Genomic DNA, 16844 nt, shown 5'->3' with positions numbered 1-16844 from the left:
TCATGATTATGAGCTGCTTCCGCCCGTCGCTGGCGCTCCCCGCGATTCGAGGGTTTAACATACTATAGTGTAACCCATACCCGCCAGACGAGTTGCCAAATATAGCCCTATAGCTTATGATCAAATCGCACCCTTTACCAATATTAGTATATTTTTTGATTTTAAGGAGAGATCATAGAGTGGGTAAAAGACGATTGTCATTGTATTCATTTATTCAATTTCCGCTGGTTTGGATGATCCTCGGAGCCGTTGTAATTATCCTGGCCAATGGGCTGATTAGCTCATTAAGTGAGAGTCCAAACGGATTTGAAGCCCTCACCTTGGCAATTGCCATGAGCATCACGGCCGCCATTTTATATTGGCTTACCATGAAATGGTTGGCTCACCGGGATGTACCCGAGCTCTCGATGAAAAAAGCAGTAACCGAAGTGTCTTTTGGAGCGCTAATCGGTTTGTTCTTTATCGGCATATCCACTCTGATTATTGTTTTATTTGGCGGGTACTCCTTTGAATGGTTACCGGCTAATGCCAACTCCGTTATACTGCCTACGATCTCAACAGCCCTTGGTGCAGCCTTCGTCGAAGAACTGATTTTTCGGGGAATTGCCTTTCAAGCCATTGAAAAAATGTTAGGAAGCCGAGTTGCCCTTATAATCACTTCTCTGTTCTTTGGGGTCGCACATCTGGGAAATCCCGAAGCGACCATTTGGGGTGCCATTGCCATTGCCGTCCAAGCGGGCGTTCTTCTGGGTTCCGCCTTTCTCTGGCGTAGAAGTTTATGGTTCGTCATCGGTATTCATTTTACGTGGAATGCAATAGAGGAACTATTGGGGATCCCCGTCTCGGGTCATCCATCATCAGGCCTCTTCTCTGTCCAAGTCAACGGTCCTTACCTTCTGACGGGTGGTAACTTCGGCATCGAGGCTTCCATCGTCCCCGTGATCATTAGCCTGCTGCTCGCTATTCCCATGCTGATTTTGACAAAAAAACAAGGTCACTCGAGGAAATAAGAATCATTTGGGACATAAATAAGTCAGGGGATGGAGCAATCTTCAATTGAAGAATTTGAACGAAATATTTTGTATTGTTACCCATCCTCGCCTTATTTAGTGCTTTGTCTGATTAGGACTTGTATTAGCTAGAATAGGCAGTATTTTCTCACCCTTTTCCATGGAGGAATTACATTGGCCACAGATCGGTTGAATCGAAAAAACGAAGTTGTTCCTCATCCATCCGTTGCACTCTTTATTGGTGCAAGACCATATCATTGTCATTTCCTCTGGAAGATCAATCAGCTGTCTTTTTCGTGAATAGTACAAGCAGCATCCCTCTTTCTCTTCTGGAATAATGAATGAAAAAAAGCCCCAAAACGATGTTTGGGACCTTTCTAACAGCAATTTTATAGTTTAACAACATTCTCGGCCTGTGGGCCTCGATTGCCCTGTACTACATTAAATTCAACGCGTTGACCTTCGTCCAACGATTTGAAGCCTTCGCTAACAATTGCACTGAAGTGCACGAATACGTCGCCTCCGCCTTCAACCTCGATAAAACCAAAGCCTTTGTCTGCATTAAACCACTTTACTGTTCCTTGTTCCATGATCCATTACCTCCATATTTTCATTATTACATGATCTTCAAAATTCCAAAAAAAAATCACATATTGTACAAGGCTACATAATCAAAATCATAACCCTCTACAATATGTGAATTCAGGTCGAAATTCCAATAAACTAATTATCACACAACTGGAGCTGATTTACAACTCTTCTTTTACTTTCACTCCGCCAAGTCCATTATGAATCTTGTGATTCCTTCTACCGCTACCTGTTGTTGCTCCTCCCTAGTGATAGTCGCCTCTCCATCGCCCTTCTGCTCGCCGTAATTCCCAAAGTGAGCGTGATTGCCTCCTTCGATGACATAGGGACTTAACGAAGAGGATAGCTTGGATTTATCCAGTACCTGATCTTCGCTTCCGTACATAACCAGTGTCGGTATATCGCTATCCTTAACAGGGTAAGCACCCAGCAATACAAGCCCCTCGATCCGGTCTTGGTTTTTCTCTACGTAACTGCTTGCCATCGCTCCGCCCAATGAATGCCCTCCGATCACCCAATGTTTGATTTCAGGGAATTGAGCATAGACCGGATCAGCTGCATCAATATCGAATACGGCCAGGTTAAAAGGCATGTGAACCAGGACACCGGTGATTCCCTTCCGAGAAAGCTGTTGTAGCAATACCGAGTAAGCCGTATCCTCTACTTTCCCGCCCGGATAAAAGATGAACCCGACACCCGTATCCTGTTCGGCACTTGGATGGAAGATCCACATCCCGTCTTTCTTCTCTATCTGAGGCTCTATCTCCGTACCGGAAAGCACGGCAACCGCATTTTCATCGGCCCGATAGTAATTCAAGGTATAGATGTAGAAGCCTGCACACAGTAATACCAAAGCGGCTACTACGCTTAATAGGGTGATTTTCAATCTTCTTTTCACTTTTGGTTTCAATGTGATGTCCTCCTATGAACCTGATGTTCACGACTCTTTAACAAACCATACATGATTACATAACCCTGACACAATCCCAAAGGTTACAGCGGATCCATCGCAGCGAATGAACATAAGCATCACTTCTCCGCTTCCTATAGCGAAAAGTCGGTAACGCCCTTTTTAGCTGCATATTTCAGCGTGTATGCTTCTTCTGTTCCATAGGGCATGGTAGCAATTTTGATGCGGGTATAGTCCAGCCGGCTCTCTCTTAGAACCCTTTTTACCAAGGCTAGGCTCCGCTCTTCTTCCGTAACGACGCAAAATACATTAAGAACATATTTCTTCGGATCGGATAGGGACTTTCCCATATCAAAGCCGTCAACATGGCCTAAACCGGCATCCGCTAGAGTGATCTCCAGAACCTCCATTACTTTATCCCTTAACCAGGAGTCGCGTTGGCTGCCTTTTGCGCTTTTCATAGGATACTGGACCACTAACCAGAATTGTTCGCTCATTGGGATCACCCACCCGTTCAAATTTATATATTTTTATAGTGCACGTAAAAAGGTATAAAGGCTAGACACTGCATCAAAAAATCTTCGGCAAATGAAATAGTAAAGGCCACCAATTAGGCGGGTTGGCCGGAAACATAATTCACATACTTAGATTCCATGTTATGGTTATATAGAGTTCGATTCAGAACCGTTCTTTTTCTAGCGTGTATAGTATGTTTTATCGTTAGAATAGATGAATGTAAATAATACATATGGAGGTAACTAAGTTTGAGTACTCACTACTATCTCAGTTGGTTTAATGATTTTTTTCCAGAGAAGCTGGTCCAATGTTTGCATGAGGATATACAAGACAAAAAATCGCTTGTTATGATTAGCGCTAATCCGTCTGGTTATACAGGTGAGCAAATTAACATGGATGATATTTCTGAATGGACATGGTTGAATCAGGCTAACCTTATTTTTAATGAATATCATTTCATTGATTACCGTATGCAGAAGGAAGATGCACAGCGATTAATTCAAAACGCTTCTGTCATTTTTTTGTGCGGTGGAGATCCTGTTTTGCAAAACGATTTTTTGGCGGAATATGAATTATCGGATGTTATTAAGAACAGCAATGCCGTTATAATGGGTGCCAGCGCCGGTGCGATAAACATGGCTGCAAAATGGTTAAGCTTGATAAACACGGGCTATGAAGTTGAAACAAGTACTGTTTATGATGGTATTGGCTTTGATCATTTTGCCTATGAATCTCATTCTAAACGCGACTACGCCACGTTTGTTCAAGGATACCTGTTTCCCTTGTCTGAAGAGATTGATGTTTATGCGGCAGAACAGGAGAGCGCTATACGTGTAAAGGACGGCAAAATAGAAATAATGGGTCCTGTATATTTAATTTCTCACTCAAAGATTCAGAAATTGGTTGAGACGCTCTAATTAGGGTGAGTGGCTGTGACCTTACATAAGTAATTCCTGGAATTCATTAGTGAGCAGTATGCGTCTACATTTCTATAACTGTATAAGGGCTGAGAGGCGTCAAAATACATTTTGAATGCCTTTCCGCATCCGTCTATATCTAGTTCTAACCTTCACCTTTCAGAGCTTGAGTGAGAACTGTAATGTCAGAAATTATCAAAGCAAAGAACCCTTCCCAAGCAGTTGTAAACCGCGCGAATACCCCTATTATAATAAACACTCTCGGAATGGACGACGCTGCACTTTACCCGGTAAAAACGCTATTGAGTAATAATTTGATGTAAATTTAACTGTAATTCCTTAAAGGAATCGGATGATTTAGAGAAGTTCAGAAGCAGTTTAATCTCATTAGTAACAAAGCTATTCCTCTGTATCAGTTGTTCTTTAACAAGGTCCCATTCACTAGGTAGTGTTATATTTTCACTCTGACCTAGATACAACAATTCTGTTAGAAATATCAAATAAAGTGATTGCACTTCAGTTGCCCTCTTATTGTCTACATCAATTTCTCCTATCTCTGTTGTATGGATATTGAAAGTTAGCTCCTCAATATTATATTCATTGTAAAGATTACTGTATCCCTTATAAAGTTGGAGAACACTTTGATAATTATAATTTTCCAGTGATAATAATTTCACAAAAAAATAATAATGATCATAGTTCATTTCATCCTCCTCCATTTGATTTACAATGTTTCTGAATTTTTCCTTTCTTTCATCTCCGTTAAAATTTATTAAATAGTAAGTAATCCTACTGTGAAGTACTTCTCTGTAATAGGGACTCTCTGGATCCACTCTAGAAAAGTAAAAGTCTGGATTGACTTTAGGTACTTGGGTAATTCTTGCTGCTATTCTTCCTTTAAATAAGTAATATATGTCTTTATTATTATTATCGTGTTTCAATTTTTCGACTTCTTTATTTAGTTTCCCCCATTGTTTACTCACTTCCAGATTATTAAGTTTTTCAACAATAGAATCTTTACTTAAACTGTATGGAACATAGTAAGCATATATTGAGAAAATTAAAGACCCTATGGTAAAAATAACCGAAAAATAAAAACTGATAAATCCTATTATGTAAGCTTTACTATCGTCCCTAAATCCATTCAATGTAAACAAATATAGCAACTTTTTAATTTTTTTCATAAACGTTATACTCCTAATCTGGAAATTCCAAAAATACCCACCATAACTTTCAACCCATGCTATATGAAAAAGATATTGTCCCCAACAATATTGCCACCTGGACCATTAGACTCAACTTGCATCTACTAAAGAATGTAGCCCATTCTTCTCAAAGAGGAACCTATAATATATTTTCGGCAGTATATTAAATAAATAAAATACTAGTTCGCCTAACTGCACTATATATATCATCATTGACACTCGTGAATTACGCTCTCCTAGCATACTTAAATCCAGTTAGCATGGTTTTTATAGCCGCACTGTCTACTCCGAAATACAAAAGACCACCTACCTCTTTAAGTTTCTGTCCTCTACATATCCTTTATCTGGAGGTCGACTTCTTCAGGAGACGGATAAAGATTAAACATGATCTGATGAAAGTAAAACGACAGAACAAAAAGAGAGAGACCCGGCGTCTCTCTCTTCTTGGTTATATAACTTACATTTCAATCTCCACTACAGCTTTGCCGTTTTCCCGCAGCCTATCGAATTCGGCCCGGGAAATGCGCAGGCCTCCCGTACGATACGGGTTGGAGATCCGCTCGGCTTCCGCCTTGCGTCCGTTTATGGTTACGGAATGAACGGCACTGCCCTTCACCCGGTAAATGAAGGTGACGGGGCCGTTGTAATCAAACTCGAAATGGGTGCCATCCAGCTCATCCGGCAACACGGGATCGATGAGCAAATCTCCGCCGTCCACCCGGATGCCGAGCACATTGGAAATCAGCTGATTCATGTAAATCCCGGGGCCGCTGGAATAAATCCGCCAGCCGCCTTTGACCTGAGCCGAACCGTCCCGCAAGTCTTCAAAACGTTGCTGCGCCTCATACCGCGTATTGAACTTGCCGTCGGAGCTGCTGAAATACGTATTGCTTTGGCGCAGTTCCGCATTAGGTACGACATCCCGGATGCCGATCGGATTAATGGCGGCCAGGTCATGCCAGATCTGTTCCCGCCGTCCGGTCTTCGCCATCGCTTCGATGTAGCGGATGTGTGCATGCACGTATTGCAGCCCGATTTCGCGGCCGAAGTTTGCCGCTTGCTCCGCGCGCTTGAAGTGCACGTTGACCCCGCCGACATATTGCGCCGGCCGGTCCATGAGCCGCACTCCATCGGGGAACAGTAGCTTATCCTGAATCAGCCGGTAATGACTTTCCGCCTGTTCCGGGGTAAGCAATTCGCTGATCATACTTTGAATCATCGGCAGCAACCGATATTTGATGCCGGTCTCCCGGTCTTCCGGGTGCAGCATCAGCTTTACGTCGCTCGGATCCTCGAAATAAAGGAAGCCCGGAATGACGCCTTTTCCCAGCATGTAACGGTTATAGTCTCGTTTGATGCCTTCGGCGATCTGTTTCAGATCGTCCGACCAGGCGGCGTCCACCTGGCTTAGCGCCTGCGACAACACATCCACGGCCTGATACGTCAAAGCCACGGTCCAACTGCTGACCATGAACTGCTTCAATTGGGCATTGGCCGGCTGTAGCGTATCGTCCCAGTCCCCGTCTCCGTAGGAAGAAAGATAAGTGTCGTGAAGGAAATGCTCTTTGATGTAACCCAGTTCTTTAAGCACATGCTCACGAATCGAGGCCGTCTCCGGCGTAAAGTCAAAGCCATGCTTGCTCGTGTAAGGAACCTGCTCATCGAGAATCGAAAAGTCGCGGGTCGCCGTCAGATAATCGCCGAGCACTTTTAACGGCCAGACAATAATGTCTCCGTGGCTTTCCTCCTGCTGGATTTGCGTATATTTGTCGAACATGAACCACTGCGGCCAGTTGCCGTCCTCGGCATATTGATGGGCATAAACCGTCAGCAAAATGTCCCGCACTTGTCCGTACTGATGGGTTGCCGAGAAATATTCCACCGGTCCCTGACAGACATCCCGCGTCCCCCAGGCTGCGCCGCCGTATTGCTCCAACCCGTGCGGCACGGAGTAGTGAACGAGCATATTGTGGGTATACCACCAGGCCAGCGCGTTCACTTTAAAGAATTCGTCCTCGCTTCCGCCGTCCTTGGTCAATTTGAAACCGCTCATGACTTCGGCGTAAAAAGCTCTATAACGCTCGATCTCGGTTTCGGCGGAGCGGCGCTTAACCGGCAACTCGCCGCCGTTCAGCAGCCCTTGGTGCGTCAGCGTCCATTCCGCACTTGCTTCCAGCTCCATCGCCACCAACGAGGCGCAGCCCGGAGCGGCTCCTTCGGCCAAGGCCGACTCGTCGCGCAAAGTGTACGTTGCCCCGTCCAGAACCATCCGGTAAGCAAGCTGCGGATACACCTGCGCGCTGATGCAAGAGGCGTCTGCCCGGAACGTAAGGGCTCCGCCCTCCCCATCCTGTTCCATTACGTACGGAATTTCATATTCCGCCACGTTCATCGTGACTTGATTCGTCACCAGGAAGCGGTAAGGAACGCCGTTTGCGGAACGCACCTGTAACCGGACCTCCGGCGTGTCGACCGTGGTGAAGTTCGTGACAATCAGCGTGTCGGCAGGCATTTTATAATACCAGCGAACATAGTTGAACCCGATCTCGAACAAGGAAGGCAGCGTGAGCAGACGATATTTTCCGTCGAGCTCTACGTAGATCCGCTGCCCGGAAGTCTTCGGCACATTCAAGGCATTCCGCGCGTTGGACATCATCTTGTTGAGGTTCGTGTTACCGACGACCAGCTGTGAGTTAAAAATGCCGTACATATAGGAGGTTGTCGTGATTACCTCGGCACCGAACCGCACATTGTCCCCGCTCATCAAAATATGGCCATGCGGCCGTTCGACCCGCAGTTCCTTTTCTTTCAGAATGATATGCTCATAGCTTTCCGTGAAAAAAGACAGCAATTGATCGCCGGCAAATTCCTCCTGCCGGCGGCGCGGAAACCATTGTTCCAGTTCCTCCCCGGTCACCGGCAGGGTTTGCAGCGGCTCTCCGAGCCACGGCGACAGGGTTACCGTCCGGTTCCAGCCGCCCTCGCTATCCTGCTCCAAACCGGCCGAAGCCGCCTCCGCCTCATTCCATGCCTCACGGATAACATCGCCATATTCCAGCTCCGTCATCGCGGCCGGATGATCTCCGCGGAACAAACCGTAAAACACAAAGCGCGCCTTGCCGCTTAGCTCCGTTTTACGGGATTGCAGCGCCGTATAGGCAAATTCGTATTGGTAAATCTCGTTTGCCAGTTTTTCCTCGGACAATGCTTCAGGCCGGTTGGTTTCCTTGTAAGTCAAGCCGAAAAACTGGAACCCGTCCGTGGAATAACCCTCGGCCTTCGTCAGCGAACCTTGCTGCAAATAAGGAAACTTCCCTCCTTGCGGCTGATTCTGCCGGGAACAAACGACGAAGCCTTTGTCCTCATCCTCAAATACGATATGGTCAATGTACTGCGACAAATACGCTTCATTGCTGCGGACGGCGCCCGGGTCGGCAAGGCCGACGTCCTGTCCGTACACGATATCGGCGGTTGCGCCGCTCCCTTCGAGCTGGACATCCCAAAACCATACGCCTTGGGCGGTCAGTGTAAACACGACCCGATAACGGATCGGCTCCTTCGGTCCTTCCGCGGCTATTTCGCCTTCCCACATCAGCCGGTCACCGGCTTGACGAAAACGGCTGCCCGACGCGATGCCCAGCAGCGGATAAGCCTTGATCCCTTGTTCCGTATGCAGCCGGACGTAAAGATTGCCCAGCGAACCGTCAATCGGGTTGCTCAGGAGCTGATTGATCATCGTGGAGCCGCCGGTCGCCTCATACAGATCGCCATTCTTATGAAAAGTGAATTCAAGCTCGCCTTTTTGAATCGACAGTTTGGTATCTGTTGCCATCGCCATTCTCTTCACTCCCTTTCTCTCTTTTAAGCCTGTATAAGATGATCTAGTGACAGGGTTGTTAGAGCAAGTACGTAAAATGTTCCTACGATCGCTGTTGTCTCCAGATTTCTTGATCTTATAAATTCTAATAAGGTTGAAGTCCGGAAACAAAGGCGACCCTTCCATTTCTTCGGAATCATTTTACTCCCTTGCCTGCATCATTCATCCGTTCATCCTATAATAAGCAAGTTATTGCTCCAATCGGAACACCGACTGCAACGTATCGCGGCTGTTCCCTCCGACGTGCAGCTCGAATTTTCCCGCGTCGCTTGTAAAAGACAAGTCGCTGTGGTGATACCGCAGCTGCGCTTCGGTGATTTCAAACGCCACTTCCGCACTTTCGCCCGGAGCAAGCATCACTTGGCGGAAATCCTTCAACTCCTTCACCGGGCGAACGACCTCGCCGGAAACGTCGCGGATATAAAGCTGAACCGTTTCCGTCCCTGCCATGCTTCCGTCGTTGCTGACCCGAACTTTGGCCTGCAAGGTCTGGCCCGCCTTCAGCGAAGCCGATGACAAGGCAAGCTCTCCATATGAAAAACTCGAATAGCTTAGGCCATAGCCAAAAGGGAATAACGGCGCGTTCGGACTATCCAGATAATGCGATACGTACTTCTCCTCCGTGTCTTCCGCAGGCTTCGGCCGTCCCGTATTGAAGTGGTTGTAATAGACCGGAATTTGTCCAACCGTGGTTGGAAAAGACATGGTAAGCCGACCCGAAGGATTGGCAACGCCGTATAACAAATCGGCGATCGCCGCCCCGCCCGCACTGCCCGGGAACCAGGCCTCGAGCACCGCATCGGCTTCCTCGTAGATGCCGTGCAGATCCAGCGGTCGGCCGTTGAACAGCACGGCAACCATCGGTTTCCCGAGCCGCTTCATGCTTTGCACAAGCTTAAGCTGCGCATCCGGCAGCTTGATGTTGGTGCGGCTCGCCGCTTCTCCGCTCATCTCCGAAGCTTCGCCGAGCGCCAACACGATGACGTCGGCTTCCCCGGCGGCATTAAGAGCTTCTTCAAGCTGGAGTTCGGTGATGTCATGGATGCCGCAGCCCTCGGCTACTACGAGACCGGAACCGCCGAGCGCCTCCATCGCCGTTCCCAACCGCACGGCCGTCTCCCGCGATCCGGTCCATGACCAATTGCCGAGAATATCGCCGCTTTGCACAAACGGGCCGATCAGCGCGATCCTTTGCCCCTGCCTCAGCGGCAGCGCGCCTTCATTTTTCAGCAGAACGCAGGATTTCACCGCCAGCTCTTTCGCGGCCTCAAGATGCTCCTTGCAGTACACAACTTCGCGTTCCGCTTCCGGGTCGGCGCCGCGCAGCGGGTTCTCGAACAAGCCGAGCTTTTCTTTCAACCGCAAAATGCGCAGCACCGCTTCGTCGATCAGCGACTCGTCCACAAGCCCGTCGGAAACCAGCCGGGCCAGTTCAAGCACATAAGCCGAAGTCATCATATCGATATCCACACCAGCGTGAATCGCCTTTAAAGCCGCTTCGCGGTCATCTTCGGCGACTCCGTGCGCAATCAGTTCCCCGATAGCGGCCCAATCGGAAATGACGACGCCGTCAAATCCCCATTCACCGCGCAGTAGATCCCGCATCAGCTTGACGTTGCCGCTGGCGGGGATGCCTTCGACCGTGTTGAACGAGGTCATCACCATCTCCGCTCCCTCGTCGAGAGCGGCTTTATAAGCCGGCAAATAATACTCGCGCAGTTGGCGCTCCGAAAGGTCGACCGTATTGTACTCGCGCCCGCCTTCCGCCAGCCCGTAGGCCGCGAAGTGCTTCACGCAGGAAGCGACACGGCCGGTATCGTTCTTTAAATCCGTGCCCTGGAAGCCCCGGACCATCGCCCGCGCGAACAAGGCGTTGAGGTAGGGGTCTTCTCCCGTCGATTCCATCACCCGGCCCCAGCGGGGATCGCGCACCAGGTCCGCCATCGGCGCGAAGGTGACGTGAAGCCCGGAAACAGCCGCTTCTTTGGCTGCGATCTCCGCGCTGCGCTCCGCCAGTTCCAGGTCCCAGGAGCAGCCCATGGCCAGCGGGATCGGAAAAATCGTCTTGAATCCATGCACGATATCCGCCATAAACAAGAGCGGAATGCCATGCCGGTTGTTCGCCATATGCGTCCGTTGCACAGAGATGACCTTCTCAGCCCCGGCTACGCCAAGCACCGAGCCGGCGTTCGTCACCGTCTCCGCCGTAATGCCGAGCGATTCCATCGGCCCGGTAATTTGCCCATCGTCTCCGGCTTCATCATAGAAAGGCGCCGCCAATTGCTGCAGCTGAGCTATTTTTTCGTCGAGCGTCATTTTTCGCAAAATATGTTCCAGTCTACGTTGCTCGGACATGATTTCTCCCTCTCCTATATAAGTTGAACTATTGAATGGATGTCGGGGCAAGTGCACAAAATGTTCCTACGATCGCTGTTGCTCCCTTGCCTGCATCATTTTTTAGTTCATCTTCTATTTAATCGAATCGTTTTCCCTTTCAAATTCCTTTATTATCGCATAACTCAGATCAATTATTACATAAAAAATAATAACGTTTCGAATTGTGATTGCACTCACCCGCTCGATCCCTCAGGGCCGCTTCGACCCACTATCGGTTCTTTTCAACCGGCAGCCAGTCAAACACTCTCTGGATCTTGCGGTCCCAGTAGCCCCATTCATGACTTCCTGGCTCTTCTTCATAAGTAATCCGAAGCCCGACTTCCTCGCCATGCTTCAGGAAATTCCGGTTGCCCTCGTACAAAAAGTCCTCCGTCCCGCAACATTGATACAGCAGCGGCTGATTTCCCGACGCGGCGACTTTCCCCGCCAGCGCCAGCAAATCATCATCGCTTCCTCGAAGCTCCGCCACGCTGCCGAACATCCGCTGTTCCTCATGGTTGCGGAATACTCCCGGCTCGCTTAGACGGTGGACGATGTCCAGGCTTCCGGACAGGCTTGCCGCAGCCGCAAAGCGTTCCGGCTGGCGAAGCGCCAGTTTGAACGCTCCGTAGCCGCCCATCGACAGGCCCGCGATAAATGTGTCCTCCCGGCGGTCGGAGATCGGAAACAAGGACTTCGCAATCGCGGGAAGTTCCTCCGATAAATACGTGTAGTAGGCCGCCCCTTGCTTCATATCCATATAGTAGCTGCGGTCACCCCGCGGCAGGATGAGCGCGATGCCCCTGTCCTCCGCGTAACGCTCCACCGAGGATAACCTCGTCCACTCCGTATGGTCTCCGCCCAGCCCGTGAAGCAAGTACAGGACAGGCAGCTTGCCGTCCTCGCTGGCACGAAGCGCAGCCATCGGAATCACCGCATGGATATCCGTTGACATCTCGAGCGTCTCCGCAAACAAGGCCGTTTGTATAAATGCCAAACCGATCACTCCACTTCCACACACCGTGATGTCGATATTCTCAACCTTTAATTTCAGCCGCGACCGTTTTCACCGATTGGCGTTCTATCAGTTCGACCTTTAATTTATAGGAATCATTAACTTGTTCATTATTCAGTAATTGAAACAGCAGGTGGCCCGCCAGCGACCCGGAATCATACATCGGCTGACGGATCGTCGTCAGCGGCGTCTGAACGTACTCGGCCAATTGAATATCGTCAAATCCGATGACCGATATATCGTCCGGCACGGAGAACCCGTCCTCTTTCATCGCTTTGATGCCGCCGATCGCCATTTCATCGTTGCCATAGAATACGGCCGAAGGAATCTCGCCTTGCATGAGCATCATTTTCGTCGCCTTATAGCCGCCGTCCCGTACAAAATTACCGGTCAGCCGCCACTTCGCTTTCTCCTCAAGACCCGCCTCGTGCATCGCCCGTAAATATCCCTGATATCGCACACTGTTATCGTAAGAATTGGTCGGCCCGCTAATGTAAGCGATAGACCGATGCCCCTTGTCGATGAGATGTCGGGTCGCTTTATAACCGCCGAGCTCCCCGTCGACAACGACGCTAATCAGCCCTTCGCCCGTCGTAAGCCGGTCCATCGCAATGATCGGAAAGCCGCTACCGGCCGCGTTCAGCAATATTTCATCGGAAATATTTTGCGCAAGCACGATGGCGCCATCCACTCTTTTTTCGCGTAGATATTTGACCGCCGTAGACTCCCGGCCCCCCATAGAACTGCAGGCCACCAAATCATAACCGTTGGACAGCGCCACATCCTGCACACTGCGGATCAATTCCGAATAAAAAGGTCCGGACAGATCCGTCAAGATTAGCGCAATCGTATTCGTACGGCTCCGTTTTAAATCCATGGCGAAACCGTTCTTATGATAATTCAGCTGTCTGGCAGCCTCCAGCACTTTTTCTCTCGTTTTCGCGCTGACTTTGCTGTCTCCGCTAAGTGCGTACGATGCCGTGGAAAGCGCCACGCCGGCCAATTTCGCCACATCTTTAATCGTAGCCATTCTATATGTTCATCCTTTCTACCCTTACATATATAAGATGAACTGAAGAAAACGATGCAGGCAAGGGAGTAAAATGATTCCGAAGAAGCGGAGCGGTCGCCTTTGTTTCCGGATTTCTACTTTATTAGGTTTCACAAAATCAAGAAATCCGGAAACAACAGCGATCGTAGGAACATTTTACGTACTTGCCCAACCATCCATTTCAATAGTTCAGCTTATATACTTTACTTATTTCATCCCCGAGATCGTATATCCTTCAATAATGTGCTTCTGAAAGAAAGAAAAAACGATAATGATCGGAACGACCATAAATGCGGCCCCGGCCATTTGCAGGCCGAATTTCGAGGCGTATTGCCCTTTCAAAAGGGACAGTCCAACCGACAGGGTGTACAAGCTTTCGTCGTTGGCGATGATTAACGGCCACAAGAAACTGTTCCAGGCGCCGATAAACGTCAATATGCCCTGGACGGCGAAGACCGGTTTTACGATCGGCACAATCAATTGGAAGAAAATTCGCATTTCCCCCGCGCCGTCGAGTCTCGCAGCTTCCATCAGATCCATCGGAATGGTCGACATAAACTGGCGGAAGAGGAAGATGCCGAACGCGCCGACCAAGCCCGGCAGCACCATACCTGCCATCGTATTCACTAGCCCAAGCTTATTGATGATCAGATAAGTAGGAATCATGGTCACTTGAGCGGGAATCATCATCGTGGCCAGGATGAGATAGAAAAATTTGTTTTTGCCCGGAAATTCAAACTTTGCGAAGGCATATCCGGCAAGCGCGTTAAGAAGAAGTCCGACAAACGAACATAATACGATGATCAGCGTATTTTTGAGGTACACGAGGAAATCCATTTTCGCAAACAGATCCACATAGTTATTGAAGGTCGGATGGTTCGGAATGATCGTCGGCGGAACAATGGTAAATTCGTTTTCCGGCTTAAACGATGAGCCCAGCATCCAGATGAACGGAATCATCATCAGAATGCCGAAGGCAACCAGAAGAAATATCATAAGGCCCTTTTCAAGTCTTTTCAACGCCATTTGCGTCCCCTCCTTTACCTTAATATTCAACTTCCTTCCGCTTGACGAGGAACTGCACAATCGTTGCAATGATAATGATGATGAACAGAACAAAGGAACCGGATGCCGCGTACCCAAAGTCGCTCAGCTTAAATCCGTTGTTATAAATAAAGAGCGCCATGGACATCGTCCCATTGAGCGGCCCGCCTTTCGTCATCACGAGCGGTTCCTCGAAGAACTGAATCCAACCGATCAGCGTCGTAATCGTCACGAAGAAAGTGGCAAAGCTAAGCAACGGAATGGTAATAAACCGCAGCTTCTTCCACCCGGTGGCACCGTCGATTTCCGCAGCTTCGTAATAGGAGCGGGGAATTCCTTGGAGCGCTGCCAGAAAAATAATCATATTCAGGCCGATCGACTTCCAGACTGCCATCAGAATGAGCGACAGTTTGGCCAGCATCGGATCCTGCAACCATTGCTGAGCGGGCAATCCAAACCAGGAAAGGATATAATTAAACAGCCCGTAATTGCTGTTATAGAGGTAACCCCATACAACAGCCACGGCTACAATATTCGTAATGGATGGCAAGTAGTAAACAACCCGAAACGTATTAAACAGCCAGCTTGTTCCATAATTCAGCAGCAGTGCGGCTGTCATGGCAAATAAAATGACCAGCGGCACCCCGATAACGACATATATGCCGGTGTTCACAATGGATTTTATAAATACGGGATCCTTAAATAGTCCGAGATAATTCGTAAAGCCGGCGCCTTGAATGTTCGAATAGTCGGCAAGCCCCACCAAGTCCATATCGGTAAAGCTGATAACTAATGCGATAATGATCGGCAGGATCGAAAATACCGTAAGTAACAGTATGGCCGGAGCAATGAACAAATACGGATATTTATATTTCTGCCAGCTATTTGCATGCTGCTTCATTTATCCTCACCCCTTAACTTTTTCCACTCCCTTCCGGACGAAGAATCGTAAAGACATAACCGGGACCCTCGCTTTTGTAGAGTCCCGGCGTCATCTTCGCGGGCGGAAGACAAAATGCTTAGTTTCCTAAAATCCCCTTGGCTTCCTCATTCAATGCATCAAGCTCGGCTTGCGCATCCGCGCCGCCAACCGTAATCCGCTCAAAGGCCGCGACCGAAGCTTGCGAAACTTCTTCCCATTCCTTAACCATTGGCGTCGGGATGGCGCTTTCCAACTGCTTGCCGAATGCGGCGATCATCGGATCGGAGAATTGCTCATTGTCCCAAGCCGTTTTCAGGGCCGGCAAGGAATTCGATGTTTCGTAAAATTTGAGTTGCGCTTCCTCACTACTCAGGTAGGCGATAAATTTCGCCGCTCCTTCGGGATTTTTGCTGTATTTAAAGATCGAAAGGTCGGAACCGCCCATCAGCGATTTATTATTTTTGTTGGCAGGCAAGGTCTTAACCGTCCACTTGCCTTCAATTTCCGGATTTTGATCCTTCACGGCTTGGATCATCCAAGGACCGCTGATAAACATCGGCACCGTGCCGTCCTTAAAGCCCGTAACCGTGTCGAGGTCCGTCGGCGGAACGAGGTTCTCCTTATAGAAGCTGTTCAAGAAATTCATCGCTTCTACGTATTCAGGCTGGTTAAACTGCGGCTGACGGTCGGCCGTAATGATATCGCTGCCTGCTTGCCAAGCGAACATGGACAAATAGTTTTGGTCCTTCGCGTCGATTGGCATCGCATAGTTACCTGCGCCTCTCCCGGCCAGCTTCTTGGCGGCATCTTTCAGTTCATCCCAGGTCTGCGGTCCTTCGGGATATCCGGCCTCCTCAAGCAAGTCGGTACGATAGAACAACCCGCGCGTTTCCACATACCATGGGATGCCTACGGTCACGCCGTCATATTGCGTGGTTTGAATTGCGCCGTCGAAGAAGTTCTCCGTTTTGAGTTCCGGATATTTTTCAATGTAAGGAGCCATGTCCAGCAAGGCACCGGCGGAAGCAAATTCGGGGATCCAGGTCGTACCCATCTGGATGACGTCCGGACCATTTTTGGAAGCAACGGCCGTAAGCAGTTTGTCATGCGCGGAATCCCAAGGAATCGCCTGCACATCTACCTTCACGCCGGGATTCTTCTCCTCGTACATTTTCGCGATAGGCTCCACGCTTTCCGAGGTGCCCATGAACCAAACCTTTACCGTATTGTTGTCGCCTGAAGCCGAGTTGGAACCCGAGTTATTTTTCGAGCCGCAGCCGGCCACGATAACAGAAACAGCAAGCAGTGTAATCAAAGCAACTAACCAATTTTTCTTCACTTTTCCTCACCTCTTTATTAGTATGAAAAGCCAAAAATCAATAATTCAACCCACAATTCGAAACGTTTCGATAT

Annotated in this window: 14 protein-coding genes; 2 read left to right on the top strand and 12 right to left on the bottom strand. The window is 48.9% G+C overall.

The window, feature by feature from the left end; all coding sequences use genetic code 11:
* Positions 1-179 precede the first annotated feature (179 nt).
* A complete protein-coding gene (locus DFP94_RS15875) occupies positions 180-1010 on the top strand; it encodes a CPBP family intramembrane glutamic endopeptidase (protein WP_245954875.1) in 831 nt (276 codons plus the stop codon).
* 96 nt (positions 1011-1106) lie between these two features.
* Here DFP94_RS15875 and DFP94_RS15870 read toward each other — a convergent pair whose 3' ends face one another.
* The 4 genes from DFP94_RS15870 to DFP94_RS15855 all read right to left on the bottom strand — a co-directional run bounded on the left by DFP94_RS15870 (position 1107) and on the right by DFP94_RS15855 (position 3005).
* Positions 1107-1319: a cold-shock protein gene (locus DFP94_RS15870; RefSeq protein WP_114497441.1), complete on the bottom strand. Its 213-nt coding sequence runs from the start codon at positions 1317-1319 to the stop codon at positions 1107-1109.
* Between the two features lie 80 nt (positions 1320-1399).
* Positions 1400-1600 carry a cold-shock protein gene (locus DFP94_RS15865; RefSeq protein WP_114497440.1) on the bottom strand — a complete coding sequence of 67 codons (201 nt, stop codon included), beginning with the start codon at positions 1598-1600 and terminating at the stop codon, positions 1400-1402.
* A 179-nt stretch (positions 1601-1779) separates the two neighbouring features.
* Complete coding sequence (locus DFP94_RS15860; protein ID WP_220270923.1) at positions 1780-2508, bottom strand: alpha/beta hydrolase; 729 nt, start codon at positions 2506-2508, stop codon at positions 1780-1782.
* Between the two features lie 134 nt (positions 2509-2642).
* Positions 2643-3005 carry a hypothetical protein gene (locus DFP94_RS15855; RefSeq protein ID WP_114497439.1) on the bottom strand — a complete coding sequence of 121 codons (363 nt, stop codon included), beginning with the start codon at positions 3003-3005 and terminating at the stop codon, positions 2643-2645.
* Positions 3006-3272: 267 nt separating this feature from the next.
* Here DFP94_RS15855 and DFP94_RS15850 point away from each other — a divergent pair, with 267 nt between their 5' ends.
* On the top strand, positions 3273-3941 hold the full coding sequence (locus DFP94_RS15850; protein WP_114497438.1) for a Type 1 glutamine amidotransferase-like domain-containing protein: 669 nt from the start codon (positions 3273-3275) through the stop codon (positions 3939-3941).
* 299 nt (positions 3942-4240) lie between these two features.
* On the opposite strand, the gene DFP94_RS15845 is transcribed toward DFP94_RS15850, so the two are convergent.
* The 8 genes from DFP94_RS15845 to DFP94_RS15810 all read right to left on the bottom strand — a co-directional run bounded on the left by DFP94_RS15845 (position 4241) and on the right by DFP94_RS15810 (position 16770).
* A complete protein-coding gene (locus tag DFP94_RS15845) occupies positions 4241-5125 on the bottom strand; it encodes a hypothetical protein (RefSeq protein WP_114497437.1) in 885 nt (294 codons plus the stop codon).
* Positions 5126-5603: 478 nt separating this feature from the next.
* A complete protein-coding gene (locus tag DFP94_RS15840; protein WP_114497436.1) occupies positions 5604-8984 on the bottom strand; it encodes a GH36-type glycosyl hydrolase domain-containing protein in 3381 nt (1126 codons plus the stop codon).
* 228 nt (positions 8985-9212) lie between these two features.
* Positions 9213-11378: a glycoside hydrolase family 3 N-terminal domain-containing protein gene (locus DFP94_RS15835; protein WP_114497435.1), complete on the bottom strand. Its 2166-nt coding sequence runs from the start codon at positions 11376-11378 to the stop codon at positions 9213-9215.
* Between the two features lie 250 nt (positions 11379-11628).
* On the bottom strand, positions 11629-12396 hold the full coding sequence (locus tag DFP94_RS15830) for an alpha/beta hydrolase (protein ID WP_114497434.1): 768 nt from the start codon (positions 12394-12396) through the stop codon (positions 11629-11631).
* Between the two features lie 40 nt (positions 12397-12436).
* Entirely contained in the window at positions 12437-13444 is a 1008-nt protein-coding gene (locus tag DFP94_RS15825; protein ID WP_114497433.1) for a LacI family DNA-binding transcriptional regulator, read from the bottom strand.
* 228 nt (positions 13445-13672) lie between these two features.
* Entirely contained in the window at positions 13673-14491 is an 819-nt protein-coding gene (locus tag DFP94_RS15820) for a carbohydrate ABC transporter permease (protein WP_114497432.1), read from the bottom strand.
* A gap of 19 nt (positions 14492-14510) precedes the next feature.
* Positions 14511-15410 carry a carbohydrate ABC transporter permease gene (locus DFP94_RS15815; RefSeq protein ID WP_114497431.1) on the bottom strand — a complete coding sequence of 300 codons (900 nt, stop codon included), beginning with the start codon at positions 15408-15410 and terminating at the stop codon, positions 14511-14513.
* Positions 15411-15528: 118 nt separating this feature from the next.
* Positions 15529-16770, bottom strand: coding sequence for a sugar ABC transporter substrate-binding protein (locus DFP94_RS15810; RefSeq protein ID WP_245954873.1), 1242 nt, complete (start codon positions 16768-16770; stop codon positions 15529-15531).
* Between the last annotated feature and the right edge of the window lie 74 nt (positions 16771-16844).

It is taken from the genome of Fontibacillus phaseoli, assembly GCF_003337355.1.
Classification (GTDB): Bacteria; Bacillota; Bacilli; order Paenibacillales; family Paenibacillaceae; genus Fontibacillus; species Fontibacillus phaseoli.
Note: the sequence above shows the minus strand (reverse complement) of the source record. Positions and strands in the feature narration are given on the sequence as shown.